The sequence below is a fragment of the Pseudoalteromonas sp. HM-SA03 genome (assembly GCF_002289345.1).
Classification (GTDB): Bacteria; Pseudomonadota; Gammaproteobacteria; order Enterobacterales; family Alteromonadaceae; genus Pseudoalteromonas.
Genome location: NZ_NSDG01000002.1, coordinates 74,613 through 95,278 on the forward strand (window position 1 = coordinate 74,613; position 20,666 = coordinate 95,278).

Genomic DNA, 20,666 nt, shown 5'->3' on the forward strand with positions numbered 1-20,666 from the left:
TGCTGCAACTTCTTGCTGTTTATCTACCGCCATCGAGCCTATCACCACTTGGGCAGCTCCGGCATCTAACCATTGCTTTACGTCGTCAATACTGCGAATACCACCGCCGACCTGAAAGGGAACAGATAAAGCCTTAGTCGCCGCTTGGATAGTGCGCCATTGCTTTTTGCTCGGGTCACGAGCGCCTTCTAAATCCACCAAATGTAGCTTGGCTGCGCCTGCATTTTGGTATTCAAGTAAACGCTCAGCTAAATTAAATGGGTAAAACTGTGCGGTTTCGTACTTGCCTTGATACAAACGAACAATATTGTTCTCTAATACATCTAAAGCGGGAATAATCATTGTTCGTCCTTTTATAGCTGCCAATTAATAAAGTTTTGTAAAAGCTGCGCGCCAACCTTGCCGCTGCGCTCAGGGTGAAATTGCATGCCGGCATAATTGTCGTTTGCGACAATCGCAGAGAACGGCTGACCGTATTCACCCGACACCAATGTCGATTGATTGATGGTATGCGCAAAACTGTGTACAAAGTACACTTGGTCTTGTTCACTAAGCCCTGTAGTGAGCGCATGAGACTTCACCACACGAAGATTATTCCAGCCCATGTGCGGTGCAGTTAACTCGTTAGTCTCTAATAACTCAACCTTACCCGGAATGCGACCTAAGCACGAAATATCCCCTTCTTCAGTCGATTGACAAAGCAGCTGCATCCCTAAACAAATCCCCATCAAAGGCCGTTGATAGTCAGCTACTGCGTCTGCCCAGCCTTGCTCATTTAAGCGCTTCATTACCACATTAGCGTGGCCTACACCGGGTAAAATGGCTCGTTCAAAGCGGGCTAGCTTCTCCGGTGCAGTGATCACTTCAGGCGTGACACCAAGGCGCTCAAATGCAAAACGCACTGAGTTAATATTGGCACAACCAGTATTAATAATTGCAATCATAAACACCCCTTAGAACTTGCCATTTGCTGTGACGCGTCAGTTGCAATTGCCATACGAATAGCACGAGAAAATGCTTTGAATAACCCCTCAACTTGGTGGTGGGCATTACCTTCGCTTACGCTCAAAATTAAACTCACTGCCGCATTATCCGCGAAGGATTTAAAGAAATGCTCAACCATTTGTACATCCAAGTCGCCCACTTTATCTCTTGTAAAGTCAGCGTTAAGTACAAAAGACGCGCGTCCAGATAAATCCAATTGACATTCTGCTTTACATTCGTCCATAGGCAACGCAAAGCCATAACGTGCGATTTGTGATTTTGTGCCAAGCGCGGTCTTAAAAGCCTGACCAAGGGCAATACCGATGTCTTCTACTAGGTGGTGCTCGTCTATATGTAAGTCACCTTTCGCCTGAATATTCAGGCCAAGGTTAGCGTGAGTTCTGATCTGATCTAGCATGTGGTCGAAAAAACCAAGCCCCGTTGAAATCTCTCCATTAGCTTGTTGATCCAGATTTATCGCTACCGAAATCTGCGTTTCTTTGGTATTTCTGGCAATTTGTGCACTGCGATTTAAGGTGGTTAACTGCGTCACAATAGCAGGCCAGTTATCTTCGTAAAGAATACCTTCAATGCAGAGGTTTTCTGCAAGCTGAATATCGGTTTGCCTATCGCCAATAACAAATGATTTGCTAAGGTTCACTCTACCTGAGCGCATCAGTTCTGTGAGTAATCCTGTTTTAGGTTTGCGACATTGGCAGTTGTCTTCGTCAAAGTGAGGACAGATCAGTACTTCTTCAAAACGGATCCCTTGGCTTGTTAAGATTTGCATCATTTTATCTTGAGGCGCATCAAAATCAGCTTTAGGGAAGCTGTCTGTACCGAGACCATCTTGGTTAGATACCATCACTAGCTTGTAACCAAACGACTGCAGTTGTAATAACGCTGGGATCACATTGGGTAATAGTGCCAATTTCTCTAGGCTATCCACTTGCTTATCGGTTATTGGCTCTTCGATAATAGTGCCATCGCGGTCGATGAATAAATAGGGGGCGCTCATGATACTTCCTCAGTCACTTGGCATTGTTTCAGCCAGTTTTCTACTTGTTTTAATTCCTGCTCGTTGCCGATAGAGATGCGCAGCCAATTGTCCTCGCCAAACAGCACAAATGGCCGCATGATTAAACCTTGGCGCATCGCTTGCTCCACAAACTGTTTGTCGGTTAGCTGTAAAGTAACAAAGTTGCCTTCGCCGCATAACATTGCGCTTACGAACTCGCTGTCTTGTAGCCATTGTATAAGCTTCTTTTTTGCTAGGTTCAAAATAGAGACTTGCCGGCGCATCTGCGTTATCGCGTCTGACGTTAACGCAGTTGCTGCAATTTGTGCCACTACCGTAGAAACGGGGTAGGGTGCAATCACTTTTTTCACCGGTGCTAATAGCGCTTCACTCGCTAACATAAAGCCAACACGAAGTCCTGCCAGTGCAAACGCTTTAGATAGCGTGCGCAGCACGACGACATTTGAGAACTCTTGGATAAGCTCGACACAGGTTTTTTCTTCACGGAACTCAATATAGGCTTCATCAACGACCAAAATAGCACGGCCTTGAAGCTTACCTGCAAGTGCTGCAACTTTGCTGGCAGGTTGCATTGCACCGGTTGGGTTATTTGGATTACAGACGAAGACAAGTTTAGCGTCGCCAATTGCAGCGATTAGTGTATCCACATCGTCATTGGCAAGCTGATCTTGGCTTAATTCATTAATCGCAATGTTATGAGTGTCAGCCGTAACTTTATACATGCCGTAGGTAGGAGTAAAAATCGCAATGCTATCTTTGGCTGACTCGCAGTAAGTTCGAACTAAAAGTTCAATCCCTTCATCGGCACCACGCGTCATCAGTACATTTGTTTGCTCGACTTTTGCGTAGCTCGCATAGGCATCTATTACTACTTGTGGCTGCGGATCGGGATAACGATTTAAGTTATCAAAGCGCATTTCAAGCATACGAGTGTATGGACTTTCATTGGCGTTAAGCCATATTGTGCCTGTCAGCTTTTCGCTTTTTGCAGAGCTGTAAGCCTTTAGTTTTTCGATGTTATTTGGTAGCGCAATATTAGTCATTATTATTCTCCAGCCTTACTTTAACAGCGTTCGCATGTGCATCTAGGCCCTCAGCTTGCGCCAAAGGTAAAATGGCAATACTTAACCCACGTAGCCCTTCTTTAGTAATGCTTTGCACGGTGTAGGCCTTATAAAAATCCATCAGGTTTAAACTTGAGTAGGTTTTTGAATAACCATAAGTTGGCAATACATGGTTGGTGCCAGACGCATAGTCACCTGCTGATTCTGGCGTATAGTCACCAACAAACACTGAGCCTGCGTTTTTTACTAGAGGCAGATAACGCTCTGCACCTCTTATCTGTAAGATAAGATGCTCTGGCCCATACTCTGCAGAGATCTCAAATGCTTGCTCTATGCTCTCAACTAAAATCAACGTGCTGTTTTTAAGCGCAGCTCTGGCAATATCAGCGCGACTAAGCTCGCCGAGTTGACGCTCGATTGCAGCTTGAGTTTCTTCGATAAGTTGACTATCAGATGCTAATAATATGACTTGCGAGTCTTCACCGTGCTCCGCTTGAGAAAGTAGATCGGCGGCGATAAATTCTGGGTTGGCCCCCTTATCTGCAATCACTAATACTTCAGAAGGCCCTGCAGGCATATCAATCGCAAGTCCCGGTACTGACTGAGAAAGCAGCTGTTTTGCCATCGTGACAAAGCTATTGCCTGGGCCAAAAATTTTGTTCACTTTAGGTACGCTGTTAGTACCTAGCGCCATAGCAGCAATTGCACCTGCACCACCACATTCAATCACATCCGTAACACCACACAATTTAGCCGCATACAAAATCGCAGGATGTATTTGGCAATCACCTTTGACTGGCGTCGCCAACACGATTGTTTTTGCACCACTTAGCTGCGCACACACGCCTTGCATCAATACAGAAGAAGGTAGAGGAGCGCTACCACCTGGCACATATAAACCCACGGCTTCTATCGCTTGATATCTAAGCTCGCAGATCACCCCCGGCTGAGTCTCAACTGTCTTGCTTTGTGGTAACTGCAACTGGTGAAACTTCTTAATGTTGCTATACGCTTGGTCAATAGCACTTTTAAGTTCAGGTGTTAACGCAAATTCGCTTTCAATAAGCTCTGTTCCCGTTACCCGTATTCTTGGATTAATACGTGCATCGAACTGCTCGGCATAACCAAGTAATGCGTTGTCGCCGTTGCGAGCGACGTTATCAATTATCTTTTCAACTGCTGCTTTTACCTTATCGCCCACTTTGACCGCAGGACGGCTCAAACATTCGATGCGTTGTTCGCTGGTGGCTAACTGCCAATCAAACATGCTATTACTCCATCATCTTTTCAATTGGCATAACCAGAATAGAGTTAGCACCAAGCGCCTTTAACTCTTCCATTGTCTCCCAAAATAGGGTTTCAGAGCTAACCATGTGAAGTGCGACGTATTCATCGCTGCCAGCAAGTGCAAGCAAAGTTGGTTGGCCGGTACCTGGTAAAAGCGCACATACCTCATCTAACTTGTTCTTTGGTGCATGCATCATGATGTACTTGCTCTCCTTTGCTTGCTTCACCCCTTTAAGGCGTGGCATTAGCTTTTCAATTAGGGCAAGCTTACTTTGGTCAGTTAGTGCTGCATTTTGAATCAGGCAAGCATTAGATTCTAATATGGTATCACCTTGCATCAGACCATTGGCTTCAAGCGTTGCACCGGTAGATACTAGGTCACAAATGGCATCAGCAAGGCCAGCTCGAGGTGCAACTTCTACCGAGCCTGTTAACATGACCACACTGGCATCGATGTTCTCACGTTTTAGATATTGCTTTAAAATCTCGGGGTAGGTCGTTGCGATGCGTTTGCCGTTAAACCACGCTTTTTCCTGTTGACCTAATTCTTGTGGCCACGCCAGCGCTAAACGGCAAAAGCCAAAGTCCAGTTTTGAAAGTTTAGTGACTTCAGCAAACTGCTCGTTGCGAACACGCTCAGCTTGAACTTCTTCTAAAACGTTTTCGCCTACAATGCCTAAATCACACACGCCATCCATTACAAGGCCCGGAATATCGTCATCACGCACTCTAAGTACATCAATAGGCATGTTGGTTGAATGAGCGATTAAACGCTGTTCACGTAGGTTTAGTTTTACACCAAGTTGTTTGAGTAGGGCTTGGCAATCCTTTGAAAGACGGCCTGATTTTTGGATTGCGATTCTTAAACGGTTGCTGTTGCTCATTATTTATTTCCTAATTCTTTAAACGAAAAACCCCGAGGCGGAACCCCGGGGCGAAATAAACTTTGACTATACTTTTTGCTTCGCCGGAGGTTCCTTTAAGGAATAACCCACCAGCGAAATAACTGACAGGTTATCCCGTATGATGATGGTGATGAATTGCTGTCAGTGTCATTAGCATGATGTTACCTTTGTAATATATCTGCTGTTCAAAAAGTTCATTTATAGATAAACATAATTTTGTTCTACTTGGCAATCATTTTTTAACGCAAATTAAAGAATAGCTTATAACAGCCGATAATAAGTAACACCAACAGTAGGTTAGAGGGGGAACAGATGGATGCATTTAAACCTTTTTTAGGCCCAATCGTACGGCTAGATGTGACTCATAAGTCTGCATTTCATGTAGCTGGTGTGCAGCACTATAAGATTGAAAAAGTTAAGAAAGATCTAAAAACCGAGATCGAACTTAAACGCCAAGCTGCTGAGCATGAAAAAATTAAAGAAAGCGAAGATGAAGAGGAAAAATCTCACGAAGAACATAAAGGTGAGAATCTAGATACATGGGCGTAGATTTGTTTTGCATAAAATAACCTATTAAACGTCTCTCAATTCCCGAGTTTATCTACTCCCCACCATACCTCACCCGCTTTATCGAACCTTGCTTATGTTTCGTCTAGACCAGCGAGAGCCCGGTGAATATCTCGCTCTGTTGAGCGCATTTTGGTTAAATTCAATGCCTGAAGGTACGTACTTCTAGCCTTTTCGTTTTGTTTGAGCTCCCGGTACAACTCAGCCTGAAGCATTAAATACTCAATATACTGCTCATCCTGTACTCGCTCTTTTCCCAATAAGCGTTTTATAGCGTCAACAGCCCTACGCTTATCCCCGTGCTGCTGGAGCGCTAAATAAGCCGATGAAACACAAGCATCTCTCCACGTTGGTAGTTGGTTTAATGCAATATGCTCAATCAGGCACCCGTTAGTGAATAAACGCTGCGCGCCGTCTTTCGCTGAAAAAGTCCACAATAAGTTAGCAGCTCGATGGATCAAAACGATATCTTGCGCATAATGTTGACCCACAGAAGCTACCGTTTTTAGGGCTAATTCTTCATTTTGTGTGTTTTGTAAGTAGTCCATAAAAGCCAAGTTATAGTAGCGGTCATCCATCGCTTTTAGTCTATCAACTATCACTTTTGATGCTTTTTTTTCTGAATCCCAAAAACCACTTTCTATGGCTAGTGCTTTCGCTGCAGATACTAAGTACTCAGGATTATTTGGCGCCAACTCTGCTGCTTTTATAAAGTGCTTGTTAGACTTTTCAACTAAGCTAAGTTTATTAAAAAGATTAGACTGCTGTTTAATTTGATACCATAAATTACCAGCAGTAAAATGCACCTTTGGACTGTCTATATGGCGCTTAATCAAGGTGTTTAACAGTGTTTCTTTATTATCATCATTTTGTGCAACCGCAACTGAAACGGCCATTATTTCTACATCAAGCTCTTTATCTTTTAGCGAGTTAAGCATTTTAGTGACTTGCTGATACTGACGATGATAAAAAGCAGACTCAAGCATTGTGATTTGAGAGCTGGGTTGCTGTGCCTGTGTTAAAGCACTATACAAAATAAAAACCGTGCAGGAGGTATATATAAGCGATTTACTAAACATACTGTGTCCTTTTTAGTGCATCCATTATCACTATTGTGTGTTTTCTAAAGTAAGCTTAATTTGCAGTTTTGATACCATCTTTTACTTTTTATATTTTTATTCATACAATCAATATGATGTAGGCTGTTATCGCTTTACTCTTACTGTATTTTGCGTGCCATTATCGATACACTCGCCATGTTCTGTTTCGATACCGATACATTTGATAGTTCTGTTTGTATTCAATAAATCAAACAAAGTTGCATAAATTAACGACCATTTATTTAAGGAGAAATAACATGTCGTATAAGTCAGTAAAAAATCTCATAGGTTGGTTCGTTGTAGGTCTGTCTGCGCTAGCGTTAGCCCCCAGTGTTGTGCCCGGTAGCATGGCTGTTTTAGCATTTTACTTAAGCCTTGCACTGCTCCTAGTTTCCTTGTTTACCATTTCTTCAGCCAATCACCGCCACTTTCAATTGACAGCAATCATTGTCGGTGTCGGTATGCTGGTTTTGAACGATTACTTGCGTGTTATCATGCCTTCGCCAGAACCTACTTGGCTTAACCGCATCGCTTTGTATCTCGTGTATTTCACTATTTGTGGGGTAGGTATGCTTAAGGTTAAACGACAACTTAACAGGTAATATCAGTTGTATTAAGTAAATGATCTATTTCGAAGCGGGGAAATAGCTTTAGTAGCTAGGCAAAAATTTTGCTATTTAGTTGTTCTAAATGAGAAGTTTTTAACGAAGCTAATATGCTATTTCACCCTTCAAATTGATTAGAGAATTAATTCAATTGGTATCCACACTCAGTAATTGCCAAACAGCGGTTGCGATTTGGTGCTTAGCCACATACAATTTCGCGACCTGTCTGTTTGCAAACTACATTACTTTGGCTGTATCTACGACTTTCTCTTCTACGGGGCCTTTAGCCCAGCATTTCCCAGGCTATCAACCAAGGCAGCCCCAAATTGATATGGCTATTGCGGTAGAAGAAACCATACAAAATGGTGGACAATGCATCGCCGAAGCAGGAACAGGGACGGGGAAAACGTTTGCTTATCTCATTCCTGCCTTTCAGTCTAAAGGTAAAGTCATCGTCTCAACCGGCTCTAAGGCCTTGCAAGAGCAATTATTCCATCGTGATGTACCGACCCTAAAAAAAGTGCTTACCAGTGGTAAAAAAGTCACTTTGTTAAAGGGTAGGGCCAATTACCTATGCCCTTATCGTTTGTCACAGCATTTGAGCCATGTACCAACCGATGACCCAGATGTTATGCACCAACTTGCCATGGTTGCAAAATTCGCTTCTGAAACACATAGTGGGGACTTAGCCGACTGTGTGGGTATCGAAGAAGACGCTAAGGTATTACCCTACGTCACCTCAACCGCAGATAACTGTTTAGGAAAAGAGTGCCCAGACTACGAAGACTGTTATATCCGAAGGGCAAGATTAAAGGCAGTCGATGCCGATGTTGTGGTGATCAACCATCATTTATTTTTTGCCGATATGGCCGTAAAAGATTTAGGCTTTGCTGAGCTAATGCCAACCGCAGATAGCTATATCTTCGATGAAGCGCATCAACTTCCAGAAATAGCCAGTGACTACTTTGGTGAGACTATCGGCACTAAAGCTTTGCAGGCGCTTATTAACGATTTAAGGGTGATCTACCGTTCTGATATTCCAGATATGTTGCAACTTGGCAAAACACTCAATAAATTGGAAACCAGTGTCGCCGATTTGCGTTTGGTATTTGGTGGCGATGGTGCTCGTGGTGATTGGCGTGAGGCGCTGGCCAATAAACCGATTTGCGATGCCATGCATCGAGTCATAGCTAACTTAGACTTTCTCTATAAAGTGCTCAAGCTTTGTCTAGATAGAAGCGAAAAAATAGAACACCCATTTGAAAAGGTCATGACCTTTAAAAATCAGTTTGAACGTGCCTTTGACACCAGTCAAACTGGATTTAGTTACTGGTTCGAAACCACAAGACGCTTTTTATCTATTCATATCACGCCGCTTGATGTATCAAGTAAGTTTGCACAAATTGTCAAAACCACTGAGGCAAGCTTTGTATTTACCTCCGCTACCTTATCCGTTGATAATTCCCTTGAGCACTTTAGTCGTAGCTTAGGACTCAAACCGACCTCACAATTTATTGTTGATAGCCCATTTAACTATAAGCAGCAAGCCTTGCTTTGCCTGCCACGCTATTTGCCAGAAACCCGTGACGATCTAATGCCACATGCGCTGGTAAAGCTTGCAAAACAGGTGATTGAAGCTGCAAAAGGGCGTACATTTTTACTCTTTACCAGTTATCGCGCGATGCATTTAGTCTACGAAGGGCTGAATACGGCACTGCAATATCCCATTTTTATGCAGGGCCAAGCATCGAAACGGATAATTTTAGAGCAATTTATTCGGCACGGTAACGCCGTACTACTTGGTACAGCCTCCTTTTGGGAGGGCGTGGATGTGAGAGGTGACACGTTGAGTTGTGTTGTCATTGATAAACTACCATTTGCTTCACCAGATGACCCTTTATTACAAGCGCGCATGCGAGACGCTGAAATGCGTGGATTAGAACCCTTTGATGCAATACAACTCCCCCAAGCTGTTATCGCGTTGAAACAGGGGGTTGGGCGATTAATTCGTGATGCTAACGATAAAGGTGTACTGATTATTTGCGATAATCGCTTAGTTACGAGAAAATACGGCCAGACGTTTTTAAGTAGTTTGCCTGATATGTCTCGCACGAGAGACTTAAACAAGGCAATTCGATTTTTAGAGAATATTGATAAAAATGAAAAATAACCTGTTGGCCATAGACGCCTCCACCGAAGCACTCAGTATTGCATTGCACTATGAAGGCAAGTTTATTCGCCACTTCGAGGTTTGCCCACAGCAGCATAGCCAAAAGATACTTCCCTTAGTTGAACGTATTTTACGCGAAGCCGATATCACACTTAGTGAGCTTGATGGCATTGTGTTTGGACGTGGGCCGGGCAGTTTTACTGGGGTTAGAATAAGTACAGCGGTTGCGCAAGGCTTAGCTTATTCTTCAGGTCTTAAGTTGGTTGGTGTTTCAACTTTGCAGGCGATGGCGCAACAGGCATACATGGAAGCAGGCAAGTCCAGTGTAGTGTCGGCAATAGATGCACGTATGGGTGAGATCTACTTATGCCAATACAAGGGCGAAACTCATGGTGTTATTCAACCAAGCACCGAAGAAACAGTTATTAAACCTGAAAATATCGACTTTACATCAAGTGGTGCGGCCAGTGTTGGAACAGGATGGCAAGCGTTCTCAGAGCTTGCCACACAGCTTGAATGCGAAATCATTGACAATATCACGTTACCTGATGCTTATTACATGCTGTTTATAGCCGACGATAGTTTCACACAAGGCTTGTCTGTGGATGCGGCTGACGCCCAGCCGCAATATGTGAGGGATACTGTGACGTGGAAAAAGTTGCCAGGTCGAGAATAAAGGCGTATTTTTATACAAGCATATTGTATTTATTGAGCTAGAACGTGAAACTAAATTCAATCATTCAACAAGCAGGTACATACCAAGTAAAGCCACAGCCTAAAAAGGCGGTGAGCCCTGCTATTGAAGAAATGAGTACGGCTAAGCTCAATACCGCGCAGATCAAAACCAGTGAAAAGGGCATTGCGTTGGTGGAGCAGTTCCAATCGCAGCAACGTTCGACTATCTACGACCGCCCTAACTTTCGTACTAGACAGGCAATTAGTGAATACAAAGCAATTGCAACCGAAGCAAGACGAGATGAGATCAAAGGTATGATTGGCGTTTCTGTTTACGCGTAATACCAATTCGCTTAATTAAGTGGTCTATTTTGAGGCGAGAAAATCTTGTCGATAACACCGCTACCGCGTCCTGCTATCGCTAAGGTACCTGCATCCATGTAGGCAAGACAAAAATTTTGCTATTTAGTTGTTCTAAATGAGAAATTTTTAACGCCGTTAGCGTCAGATTTGCTCCTTCAAATTGAGCAAGTATTAAAGCTAATTGGTATATTATCTCTTCCAAGACTCGATAACAAAGAAGGTCAGCAAATGCTGACCTTCTTTGTTTGGAATAGTAGATGAAGATTTTTACTTTTTAATAAATCCAATCAGTTTATCCGCAATTGCGGTATTGTTTTGCGAGCCGATGAATGCTTCTTTACCTTTCCCATGAGCAAACACTTGTACATCGATAGCGGTGTGACCACCCGTTGTCCAACCAGTAAAAGATGCATCACTAATTGCTTCTTTAACGACAACACTTAGCGCCTTTGGACCTTGTGATAGTGCTTCTTTTACTTTTAGCTCAGTCGCACTGTCATACTCAAGGCCTGTAAGCTTTTGCCACGTTGCTTTAACGTCTTTTGTTTTTGCAAGTGCTTTTGCTATCTCACCCGCTGAACCTTTCACTTTAGCTACCACATCACGCTCCCAGCGATACTGACCATTCGCACCAAGCGTTAATCCACCAGTAGAGTGATCTGCAGTGATCACCAGGATAGTGTCTGGGTTGTTATCAACAAAAGCCTTTGCCAGCTTAATTGACTCTGCAAAGTCGTCCATTTCATGCATAGCACAAGCGATATCATTAGCATGTCCACACCAGTCAATCTGACTACCTTCAATCATTAAGAAGAAGCCTTTATCATTTTGGTTTTCCAATAATGATAATGCCGTTTTCGTCATTTTAGTTAGGCGCTGCGGCTCTTCATCAATTGCGAATGGCAGACCTACTTCAGCGAACAGACCCATCGCAGGAATTTTATTTAGCGTATCAAGCTTAGATAAAGCATCGACGTATTGATAACCTGCGTCTTTAAATTCATTAACTAGGTTTCTATCTTCACGAATGAAGTATTTAGTGCCACCACCAAGCATAAGATCTACTGGTAGTTTTCCTGCGATTTTATTGTCTATGTAATCATTGGCAATGTCGTCATAGTTACGACGTGATTCATTATGAGACGCGAAACTTGCAGGTGTTGCGTGGTTGATTTGCGATGTTGCAACAAGCGCGGTTGTTTTACCTTTTCTTTTCGCCACTTCAAGCATCGTTTCCAAATGTTCTTTATGGGTATCTACTGCAATTGCGCCATTATAGCTTTTTGTTCCTGTACTTAAGGCGGTTGCGCCCGCAGCACTGTCTGTTACAACCGTGTCGTCGTCTGGGTAGGTATGCGCCATACCTACCAAAATAGAGTCAAAAACCGTTGGGTCAACCACTTTCGTTGAAGGGTCATCTTTAAAATAACGGTAGCCCGTAGTGTAAGCCGGCCCCATACCGTCGCCAATCATATAAATAATGTTTTTTGGAGCAGCCAATGTCGGAGCCGCAAATACTAATCCAACAAATGAGGCCAAAAGGCTAGTTTTGAAATTCATTGTTATTCCCGTGTACTTATCGTGATGAAGGTTTGTGATTCTCTACTATTTGATCAATTTAAACGCATTCGTAATAAAATGGATGTTCGATAAAAATATTTTCAACAAATCAAAGTAGTAAGTTCAAATATGTCACGGTAAGATGATAAATCAATGATGGTACAATGAACACTAAAAGAATTCGTCGATGTCTCTATATGCGATAAAAGAACAAAAAATCGGGCCATTCTCCTACCAAAGCTGGGGAGAGGGAAAGCAAACCGTTATCTACCTGCATGGTTGGCAAGATAACAGCAACAGTTTTGTGCCGTTTGCGCCTTTTTGCAATACACAATACACCCATATCGCACTTGACTTACCAGGTCATGGACACTCAGATTGGAAAAGTGCCGACGCCTTTTATTACTTTATCGATTATGCCTATGACTTAAAGTGCTTTTTAGATTTAGCACAGATCAAAACGTGCCATGTTGTTGGTCATTCTATGGGGGCGATGATAGCTAACTTGTTTGCAAGCTGCTATCCAACACGCTGTTTATCCTTGGTATTAATCGAGGGTATAGGGATTGTGAGTACCTCAGAGAGTGATACCAAAACCCAGCTCATTAATGCGTTTAATTCCCGAGATAAATTAAAACAATCTGAACCAAGGGTTTATCCTGATATAAATACACTTGCGCAACTGCGCAGTAAAATCAGTGATGTTTCTGTAGAAATAGCAGCGCTGCTTGTGACAAGAAATACCCAGCCGCATAGTGAAGGCCTGCAACTTACATTAGACCCTAGGCTAAAGCACCACTCTGGATTTAGGTATTCCATCTCGCAGGCAAAATCTGCGCTCAATGGGATTTCCGTTCCAACCTTATTGGTATTAGCGGAACAAGGCTATGACATGATTGTCAGACAATATAATCAATTTAAGGGCTGTTTCGACTCGCTCAAGCTTGAGAAAGTGCCCGGCGGCCACCATTGCCATATGGAAAACCCGGAAATTTGCTATAAGCTAATTGAAGCACACCAAAATCGCGACAAAACAGCGTTTACAACTGAAGGAGCGTAAAGAATAAACTAATCATGGAAAGAAAAGTTCACAAAGAGCGCTAAAGCCCACGTTTCAACAGCATCTAGATTGTAAATCCTCAGATATTGTGGGAATATGGCGTTTTTAGAGTATTTGCTCAATTGTTAAAGTGCCTTACATCGTTTATGGTTTAGGGTGAATATAAAAATAACGAGAACACAGGAGCTAAGAGTGGAAAAAATCTGGCTTAAGCGCTACCCAGAAGGTATGCCTGAAACTATCGACCCAGGGCATTACAACTCATTGCTTGAATTATTTGAAAAAAGTTTTGCAGATTATGCTCAGTATCCAGCCTACACCAATATGGGTAAGACACTGACTTATCAGCAAGTTGATGAAAAAACCAAAGCAGTTGCTAGTTATATACAAAATGAATTGAAACTTGGCCGTGGTGATAAAGTTGCTGTCATGATGCCAAACTTGTTGCAAACTCCAGTTACTATTTTAGGTGTACTACGTGCTGGTTGTACCGTTGTAAACGTCAATCCGCTTTACACCGTGCGCGAATTAGAGCATCAGCTAAATGACTCCGAGTCAAAAGCTATCTTTATTCTTGCAAACTTTGCCCATACGCTGGAGCAGGCCTTACCAAAAACCAGTGTGAAGCATGTAGTGCTGACAGAAATTGGTGACATGTTAGGTGGCTTCAAAAAGCATCTGGTGAACTTTGTTGTTAAGCACTTCAAAAAAATGGTGCCTGACTTTAGTCTGCCAAATACCATTCCTTTCAAACAAGTAATTGCAGCAGATCCTGCAAAATACAGCAAACCTGATGTATCACTGAACGACCTTGCTTTCTTGCAATATACAGGTGGTACAACTGGCGTATCTAAAGGCGCGATGCTGACTCATGGCAACATGGTAGCAAACCTAGAGCAAGTCTCTGGCTGTTTAGATACCGTATTAGTCAAAGGAAAAGAAGTCGTTATCACGGCATTGCCGCTATACCATATCTTCGCATTAACAGCGAACTGTTTGACCTTTATGAAGTACGGTGGTCACAATATCTTGATCACTAACCCACGAGATATGCCGGCCTTTGTGAAAGAGCTAGCAAAGGTTCCATTTACCGCTATTACTGGTGTTAATACGTTATTTAATGGCTTGTTGAACACACCTGGTTTTGCCGACCTTGACTTTTCAACCCTGAAAATGTCTCTAGGCGGTGGTATGGCCGTACAACGGCCTGTCGCTGAGCGCTGGCAGAAGGTGACAAAATCAAAGCTGATGGAAGGTTATGGCCTTACAGAATGCGCGCCGTTAGTTACTATTTGCCCACATGATCTTGAAGCCTACAACGGTTCTATTGGTTTACCTGCACCAAGCACTGACATTAAGATTATTGATGATAACGGCAATGAAACTCCCAAAGGTGAGCCCGGAGAGCTATGTGTTAAGGGCCCGCAGGTGATGGCTGGTTACTACAACCGTCCAGACGCAACCGCCGAATGTTTAAAAGACGGCTGGTTTGCAACGGGNGCTACTTATGATGATGATGGTTTCTTCTACATCGTTGATCGTAAAAAAGACATGATCTTAGTGTCTGGCTTTAACGTTTTCCCTAATGAAATCGAAGAAGTCGTTGCCATGCATGAAGGCGTGTTAGAGGTTGCAGCGGTTGGCGTGCCTCATGAAGTTAGTGGTGAGCAAGTTAAAGTTTTTATTGTTAAAAAAGACCCATCTTTAACAGAAAAAGATATAATTGCACATTGCCGAGATAATCTAACGAACTATAAAGTACCAAAACTAGTTGAGTTTAGAGATGAACTACCAAAGACTAACGTTGGTAAAATATTACGTAGAGCGTTAAAAGAATAACAAATAGAGCCGGCACTAGCCGGCTTTTTTATAACTAGCGTGATTTTGCTAGTTATCTAAATTGCATGGGAGTAACAGTGCAGTATCAAGTTATTGAAAGCCAAACAGCACTAGATGAATTTGTCTTGTCTATTTCGAAAGCCAAAGTGCTCGCCGTCGACACCGAATTCATGCGTCGCCGCACCTTATACCCAGAAATTGCTCTGTTACAGATCTTTGATGGTAACCACCTAGCCCTTATCGATCCACTGGCCACTATGGATTTTAGTAGCCTGTGGACATTACTTTCCGATACTAGTGTTTTAAAAGTGCTTCATTCTCCGTCAGAGGATATCGAGGTATTTCTAAAGTTTGCGGGTTTCATCCCATCACCAATATTCGATACCCAGTTTGCTTTACAATTGTTAGGGGAGGGGAGTTGTATTGGTTTTGCGAATATGGTGAAGCAACTTAGGAACGTAGACATTGACAAAAGTGAATCTAGAACAGATTGGTTACGCCGTCCTTTAACTCAAAGCCAATTGGATTACGCCGCCTCCGATGTATATCATTTACTGCCATGCTTTGAGACTGTCCATGCGCGGGTACATGAAAAACAGCTATTTAACATAGTGCTTAAAGAGAGTGAGTTGCTTGCCCAAAAGAGAAGCTTCCGTCAACCAGATGAAGTACTTTATCTCGATATCAAAAACGTGTGGCAACTTAAGCCTAGAGATCTTGCTACTCTAAAAGAACTTGCAGCGTGGCGCAGAGCCAAGGCAGAGAGAAAAAACTTAGCGCTAAATTTCGTGCTTAAAGAACATAACATGGTAGAAATTGCCAAACGTCGTCCAAGCTCACTGGGTAGTTTACGTAATGTTCCAGGTGTTGAACCAATGGAAGTCAATCGCTCTGGTAAGGAAATTCTCGCCTGTATAGAAAAAGCAAAAGAAGTGAGTGAACAAGATTGTCCACAACGCGTGAGAAGACTTATCGACTTTAAAGGTTACAAAGCAGCGTGCAAGGATATTAAACAGGTTATCGCCGAAGTCGCCAAAACTAACGATATTCCGGTTGATGTGTTTGCTTCGAAAAAGCAAATCAATCAGGTGATCAGCTGGTCGTGGAAAAAGTCACCAGAAGAAAAGCAATTACTGATGAAACCCGATCTTGTGTTAGGCTGGAGAGCTGAGCTTGTTGGAGATAAGTTAGACAGTTGGTGGCAGTAGCACTTCTGTCGATTAAAAGGTGAAAGAAAAAAGCCAAAGCGATAGTAACATCCACCTTCCGAAGAAGGTGGATGTTACTCAACTAGTCTTTCGGTTGTTCGATACCAAAGTACACACAATGTAACACAGGTAATACAATCAACGTCAGTATGGTCGCAAAACCAAGACCGAACATAATGGTGACCGCCATGGATTGGAAGAACACGTCAAATAATAGCGGGATCATACCCAGTATGGTTGTGATAGCCGCCATAGACACCGGCCTTACACGACTCACACCAGAATCAAATACCGCTTGGTAAGGGGACTTACCAGAGTCAATTTCGATATTTATTTGATCCATCAGTACAATACCATTTTTAATCAACATGCCGGATAAACTTAGCAAGCCTAGCAGCGCCATAAAGCTAAATGGTGCTTGTAGTAATACAAGGCCTGCCGTTACCCCAATAATAGCAAGTGGTACGGTAGACCAGATCACTAATGGCTTTTTCACAGAGTTAAAGAGCAATACAGTGATCATAAACATAGCTAGATAACCGATTGGTAATGAGCCAAAAATGGCTTTCTTCGCTTTGCTTGACGACTCATACTCGCCGCCCCATTGCATCTCGTACCCTTGGGGTAGCTCAATGGCTTCGATATCCGCCTTCACTCTTGCAAATAACTTAGCAGGCGTTTCATCACCTATCACATCATGGTCAGCCATTACCGTGATGGTACGTTTGCGGTCGCGGCGCATGATCAGACTATCCTCCCAAGTGACGCTAAAATCATCCACGATTTGTGAAACTGGTACGTAGACGCTAAGGACAGGGCTGAATATTTGTAAGTCACCAAGATTTTCAACATTGAGCCTCTCTTCCTCAGGAGAGCGCGCAATGATAGGCAACAGTTGTGTACCATCTCGATATAACCCTACCTTGTTACCTGACACCGAAGTCAGTAGCAACTGATCTAAGTCTGATTTACTGATCCCCAATCGACGCGCCTTCAATTCATTAAACTGTGGGCGCACCAACTTGGTTCTTTGTCGCCAGTTGTCACGAATATTAAACGCTTTATCGTCTTGGCTGATAATACCTTTGGCTTTTTCAGCTAGTTGGCGTAACACAACAGGGTCTGGTCCCGAAAACCGAGCCTCGATTTTTGCATCAGTTGAAGGACCAATTTCCATACGCTTTATTTTGAGACGTCCGTCTAGCTCATTTTCAAGCTCATAATCGCGAAGCTTGGCAATCATAGCCACTACTGCTTCTCGGTCTTTTACACGTACAATTAACTGACCATAAGCGTCGTATTGTTTTTCAGGCGAATAGGTCAACATAAAACGAGGCGCGCCTTGCCCAATCGTTGCAGTTACTTCATTAACCATCGGATCGGCCAGTAAAAAGGATTCAATTTTCTCAACATTCTGCGCCGTGCTACGTATATCGGCACCTTGATAATGCCAGTAATCCACATAGAACATCGGTGTATTTGAAGCTGGGAAGAAAGACTGCTTAACCGATTTAAAGCCAACAACTGCAGCGACTAATAGCAGTACCATAGAAATAATCGTAATAGCACGATTTTTAAGGCAGAAGGTCAGCATGGATTTATACACGGTGAAGATCACACCTTTATAAGGGTCGTCTTCTCCGCTGGTATCTGATGACTTTTCTTTAGGCCCTTTAAACATCATATTGGCAAAAAATGGCGTCAGTGTAATAGCCGTTACCCAACTTAGCAGTAGTGAAATTAACAACACCCAAAATAGCGAGCCTGCAAACTCACCACTGGCGTCGGAGCTTAAGCCAATCGGTGCAAATGCGGTGATCCCGATAACAGTTGCGCCAAGAAGTGGCCATTTTGTCTGTTCAACAATGTTCACAGCAGCTTTTACTTTAGATTGACCCCGTTTAATATTAATCAAAATGCCTTCAGTCACTACAATGGCATTATCGACTAGCATCCCCAGTGCAATGATCAAAGCACCTAATGAAATACGTTGTAAATCAATGGCAAATATCTTCATAAAGATAAAGGTACCCAGCACGGTAATAAGCAAAATACCGCCGATTAAAATACCACTCTTTACACCCATAAAAATAAGCAAAACGATAATTACAATGGCAACGGCCTCTAAAAGGCTAACGATGAAACCATCAACCGAGGTTTCTACTTCTGTTGGTTGATTGTAAACCGTGTTGATCGTAATACCGTAAGGGCGCTGATATTCTAATTGCTGTAAGTGATGTTCGATTTCTTTACCCACCTCAACAACATTTACACCAGAAGTAAAAGAAACCCCAACCAGCAGTGCACGCTTTTGATCAAAACGTGTAATATGATTCGGCACTTCCGCATATTCGCGTGTCACTTTTGCCACGTCACCCAAATAAATAAGCTCTTTGGCACCGGGCTTTGAGATAAGTAAACCTTCTAGCTCAGCAACGTCTGTAAACTCACCAGTAGGGTGCAAGCGAATAGACTCATCTCCAACTCTTATTTTACCCGCATTAGAAACCGTATTTTGAGCTTGTAGAAGCGAGAAAATGTGGCTGGGCGGAATGCCAAGTTGCGATAATTTCTGTGTTGATATTTCGACTATTACTTGCGCTTGCTGCTCACCCGCAACAGTGACTTTACTGACACCTTCAACAAGTACTAATTCACGCTTTAAGAAATCAACGTAGTCTTTTAGCTCATCATACGAATAGCCTTCGCCAGTAATCGCGTAGAGTTCACCATACACATCCGCAAAGTCATCAATAACACTTGGCGACATAACACCTGGTGGTAACTTCGGCGAGAGATCATTTACTTTGCGGCGAAGCTCATCCCAGATTTGCTGTAAGTCTTTCTTACGGTACTTACTCTTCATCTCAACAGTAATCTGTGATTTTCCCGGAGAAGAAATTGAAGTAACGTAGTCAACATACGGCAAAGACTGGATTGCATTTTCAATCGGAAAGGTAACTTCCTCCTCCACTTGTTGCGGTGAGGCACCCGGATACATGGTCACGACCATGGCTTTTTTTAATGTGAATTCAGGGTCTTCTAACTGGCCTAGACCTAAATAGGATACCGCTCCTGCAATAAGCAGGAGCAAGGCAAACATCCAGCTGATGACCTTATTCTCAATTGACCATTTGGCTAAACTCATATTACAGACCTCTTTCCTTAGTCCAAGGTCTCACTTTTGCGCCTTCTTGCAAGTAATGCACGCCCGCAGCAACAATTTCTTCACCGGGATCAAGGCCCGACAATACCTCAATACCGGTATGGTTAAGTTGGCCAACGGTTACTTCGCGTTTTGTTACGGTCTGCTTATCACTTTGATACAGCCAAACGTAACTATTCCCCTCTGTGCCTTGCTTTTTATCAGAGAATACGGCTTGGTTAGGTACGATAATTGCCGTATTTTCACGGTTTGTGATTTTACTTGGGTCGACATAAACATGGCCTGTCATACCTGCGAACAAATTAAAATCCTCAGGAATTGGAAGACTAAATACGACTTTGTAGGTTAAGGTTGCTGGGTCTGCCTGCGTATCCCATTCTTTAATCGTAAGCGGGTAAGACTTACTTGGGTAACCATCAAAAACAACGGTCGGTTTGTAATCCGAATCTTTATCAACACGTGCAACTATGCGCTCAGGCACTTGAATAATTACATCCATCATATCACGTGTTTCAAGACGCAAGATGTTTTGCTTGGCAACCACGTTTTCATAATTTTTAACGAATACCTTAGCAACCGTGCCGCTAAATGGTGCTCTTAGCTCACTATATTCAAGATTTGTTTTAGCAATTTTAAAAGCTGACTCCGCAACTTGCTTGTCTGCATTTGCTTTATCAAACTCAGCTTTAGTCGCTATGCCTTTTTCAAATAACGGCTCAATTCTCGATAACTGCGATTTAGCGAGTTCAAATTGGGCTTTACGTTGCTCAAACTGCAGATTGAAATCTTCAGGATCAAGCTTGGCTAGCAATTGTCCTTTTTGTACGTCTTGGCCTGCGAGAACTGGAAACTCGATAAGTTCACCATTCACACGAAAGGCAAGATAGGAGCCTTGGTTTGCCACCACTTCAGCAGGGAAACTGCGAAGCATACTACTATTGGGATCCGAAACCGTGTGAATTTTAACTGGTCGGTTAGGGGCTTCTGTTGGGGCTTGTTCTGCTTGCTCTTGGCAACCCACTAATAGGATAGCCAGCACAATTCCAGAAAACACTCTTAACATATTGTTCTCCA

18 protein-coding genes are annotated in these 20,666 nt (G+C 42.9%); 8 read left to right on the forward strand and 10 right to left on the reverse strand.

Features of this window, described 5'->3' with window-relative positions:
* From CKO50_RS24320 to hisG, 6 genes are all read right to left on the reverse strand, one after another.
* A partial coding sequence (locus CKO50_RS24320; protein ID WP_255228709.1) for a HisA/HisF-related TIM barrel protein occupies positions 1-342 on the reverse strand: 342 nt, incomplete at its 3' end.
* An 11-nt stretch (positions 343-353) separates the two neighbouring features.
* Positions 354-944: an imidazole glycerol phosphate synthase subunit HisH gene (gene hisH / locus CKO50_RS00280; protein WP_095726545.1), complete on the reverse strand. Its 591-nt coding sequence runs from the start codon at positions 942-944 to the stop codon at positions 354-356.
* Positions 941-2,002, reverse strand: coding sequence for a bifunctional histidinol-phosphatase/imidazoleglycerol-phosphate dehydratase HisB (gene hisB, locus CKO50_RS00285; protein WP_095726546.1), 1,062 nt, complete (start codon positions 2,000-2,002; stop codon positions 941-943). The genes hisH and hisB overlap by 4 nt, the downstream gene beginning before the upstream one ends.
* Entirely contained in the window at positions 1,999-3,066 is a 1,068-nt protein-coding gene (gene hisC, locus CKO50_RS00290; protein ID WP_095726547.1) for a histidinol-phosphate transaminase, read from the reverse strand. The genes hisB and hisC overlap by 4 nt, the downstream gene beginning before the upstream one ends.
* Entirely contained in the window at positions 3,059-4,354 is a 1,296-nt protein-coding gene (gene hisD / locus CKO50_RS00295) for a histidinol dehydrogenase (RefSeq protein WP_095726548.1), read from the reverse strand. Before hisD ends, hisC begins: the two co-directional genes overlap by 8 nt.
* Before the next feature lie 4 nt (positions 4,355-4,358).
* Complete coding sequence (gene hisG / locus CKO50_RS00300; RefSeq protein ID WP_095726549.1) at positions 4,359-5,258, reverse strand: ATP phosphoribosyltransferase; 900 nt, start codon at positions 5,256-5,258, stop codon at positions 4,359-4,361.
* A 333-nt stretch (positions 5,259-5,591) separates the two neighbouring features.
* Here hisG and CKO50_RS00305 point away from each other — a divergent pair, with 333 nt between their 5' ends.
* Positions 5,592-5,828: a hypothetical protein gene (locus CKO50_RS00305; protein WP_095726550.1), complete on the forward strand. Its 237-nt coding sequence runs from the start codon at positions 5,592-5,594 to the stop codon at positions 5,826-5,828.
* Between the two features lie 92 nt (positions 5,829-5,920).
* Here the strand turns inward: CKO50_RS00305 and CKO50_RS00310 are convergent, their stop codons facing one another.
* Complete coding sequence (locus tag CKO50_RS00310) at positions 5,921-6,925, reverse strand: lipopolysaccharide assembly protein LapB (RefSeq protein ID WP_095726551.1); 1,005 nt, start codon at positions 6,923-6,925, stop codon at positions 5,921-5,923.
* 278 nt (positions 6,926-7,203) lie between these two features.
* On the opposite strand from CKO50_RS00310, the gene CKO50_RS00315 reads away from it, so the two are divergent.
* From CKO50_RS00315 to CKO50_RS00330, 4 genes are all read left to right on the forward strand, one after another.
* Positions 7,204-7,548, forward strand: coding sequence for a hypothetical protein (locus tag CKO50_RS00315; RefSeq protein WP_095726552.1), 345 nt, complete (start codon positions 7,204-7,206; stop codon positions 7,546-7,548).
* Between the two features lie 334 nt (positions 7,549-7,882).
* Positions 7,883-9,721, forward strand: a complete 1,839-nt coding sequence (locus tag CKO50_RS00320) for an ATP-dependent DNA helicase (protein ID WP_095726553.1) — start codon at positions 7,883-7,885, stop codon at positions 9,719-9,721.
* A complete protein-coding gene (gene tsaB, locus CKO50_RS00325) occupies positions 9,711-10,397 on the forward strand; it encodes a tRNA (adenosine(37)-N6)-threonylcarbamoyltransferase complex dimerization subunit type 1 TsaB (protein ID WP_095726554.1) in 687 nt (228 codons plus the stop codon). The genes CKO50_RS00320 and tsaB overlap by 11 nt, the downstream gene beginning before the upstream one ends.
* Before the next feature lie 44 nt (positions 10,398-10,441).
* Complete coding sequence (locus CKO50_RS00330; protein ID WP_095726555.1) at positions 10,442-10,738, forward strand: hypothetical protein; 297 nt, start codon at positions 10,442-10,444, stop codon at positions 10,736-10,738.
* Positions 10,739-11,026: 288 nt separating this feature from the next.
* On the opposite strand, the gene CKO50_RS00335 is transcribed toward CKO50_RS00330, so the two are convergent.
* On the reverse strand, positions 11,027-12,319 hold the full coding sequence (locus CKO50_RS00335; RefSeq protein WP_095726556.1) for an alkaline phosphatase: 1,293 nt from the start codon (positions 12,317-12,319) through the stop codon (positions 11,027-11,029).
* Positions 12,320-12,506: 187 nt separating this feature from the next.
* Here CKO50_RS00335 and CKO50_RS00340 point away from each other — a divergent pair, with 187 nt between their 5' ends.
* The 3 genes from CKO50_RS00340 (at position 12,507) to rnd (ending at position 16,426) form a co-directional block, all read left to right on the forward strand.
* Positions 12,507-13,379 carry an alpha/beta fold hydrolase gene (locus tag CKO50_RS00340; RefSeq protein WP_095726557.1) on the forward strand — a complete coding sequence of 291 codons (873 nt, stop codon included), beginning with the start codon at positions 12,507-12,509 and terminating at the stop codon, positions 13,377-13,379.
* Positions 13,380-13,571: 192 nt separating this feature from the next.
* On the forward strand, positions 13,572-15,218 hold the full coding sequence (fadD, locus tag CKO50_RS00345; RefSeq protein WP_095726558.1) for a long-chain-fatty-acid--CoA ligase FadD: 1,647 nt from the start codon (positions 13,572-13,574) through the stop codon (positions 15,216-15,218).
* 77 nt (positions 15,219-15,295) lie between these two features.
* Positions 15,296-16,426 (forward strand): ribonuclease D, encoded by a 1,131-nt coding sequence (gene rnd / locus CKO50_RS00350; protein WP_095726559.1) that lies wholly within the window; start codon positions 15,296-15,298, stop codon positions 16,424-16,426.
* Positions 16,427-16,508: 82 nt separating this feature from the next.
* Here rnd and CKO50_RS00355 read toward each other — a convergent pair whose 3' ends face one another.
* Positions 16,509-19,574, reverse strand: coding sequence for an efflux RND transporter permease subunit (locus tag CKO50_RS00355; RefSeq protein WP_095726560.1), 3,066 nt, complete (start codon positions 19,572-19,574; stop codon positions 16,509-16,511).
* Position 19,575: 1 nt separating this feature from the next.
* Positions 19,576-20,655 carry an efflux RND transporter periplasmic adaptor subunit gene (locus CKO50_RS00360; protein ID WP_095726561.1) on the reverse strand — a complete coding sequence of 360 codons (1,080 nt, stop codon included), beginning with the start codon at positions 20,653-20,655 and terminating at the stop codon, positions 19,576-19,578.
* Between the last annotated feature and the right edge of the window lie 11 nt (positions 20,656-20,666).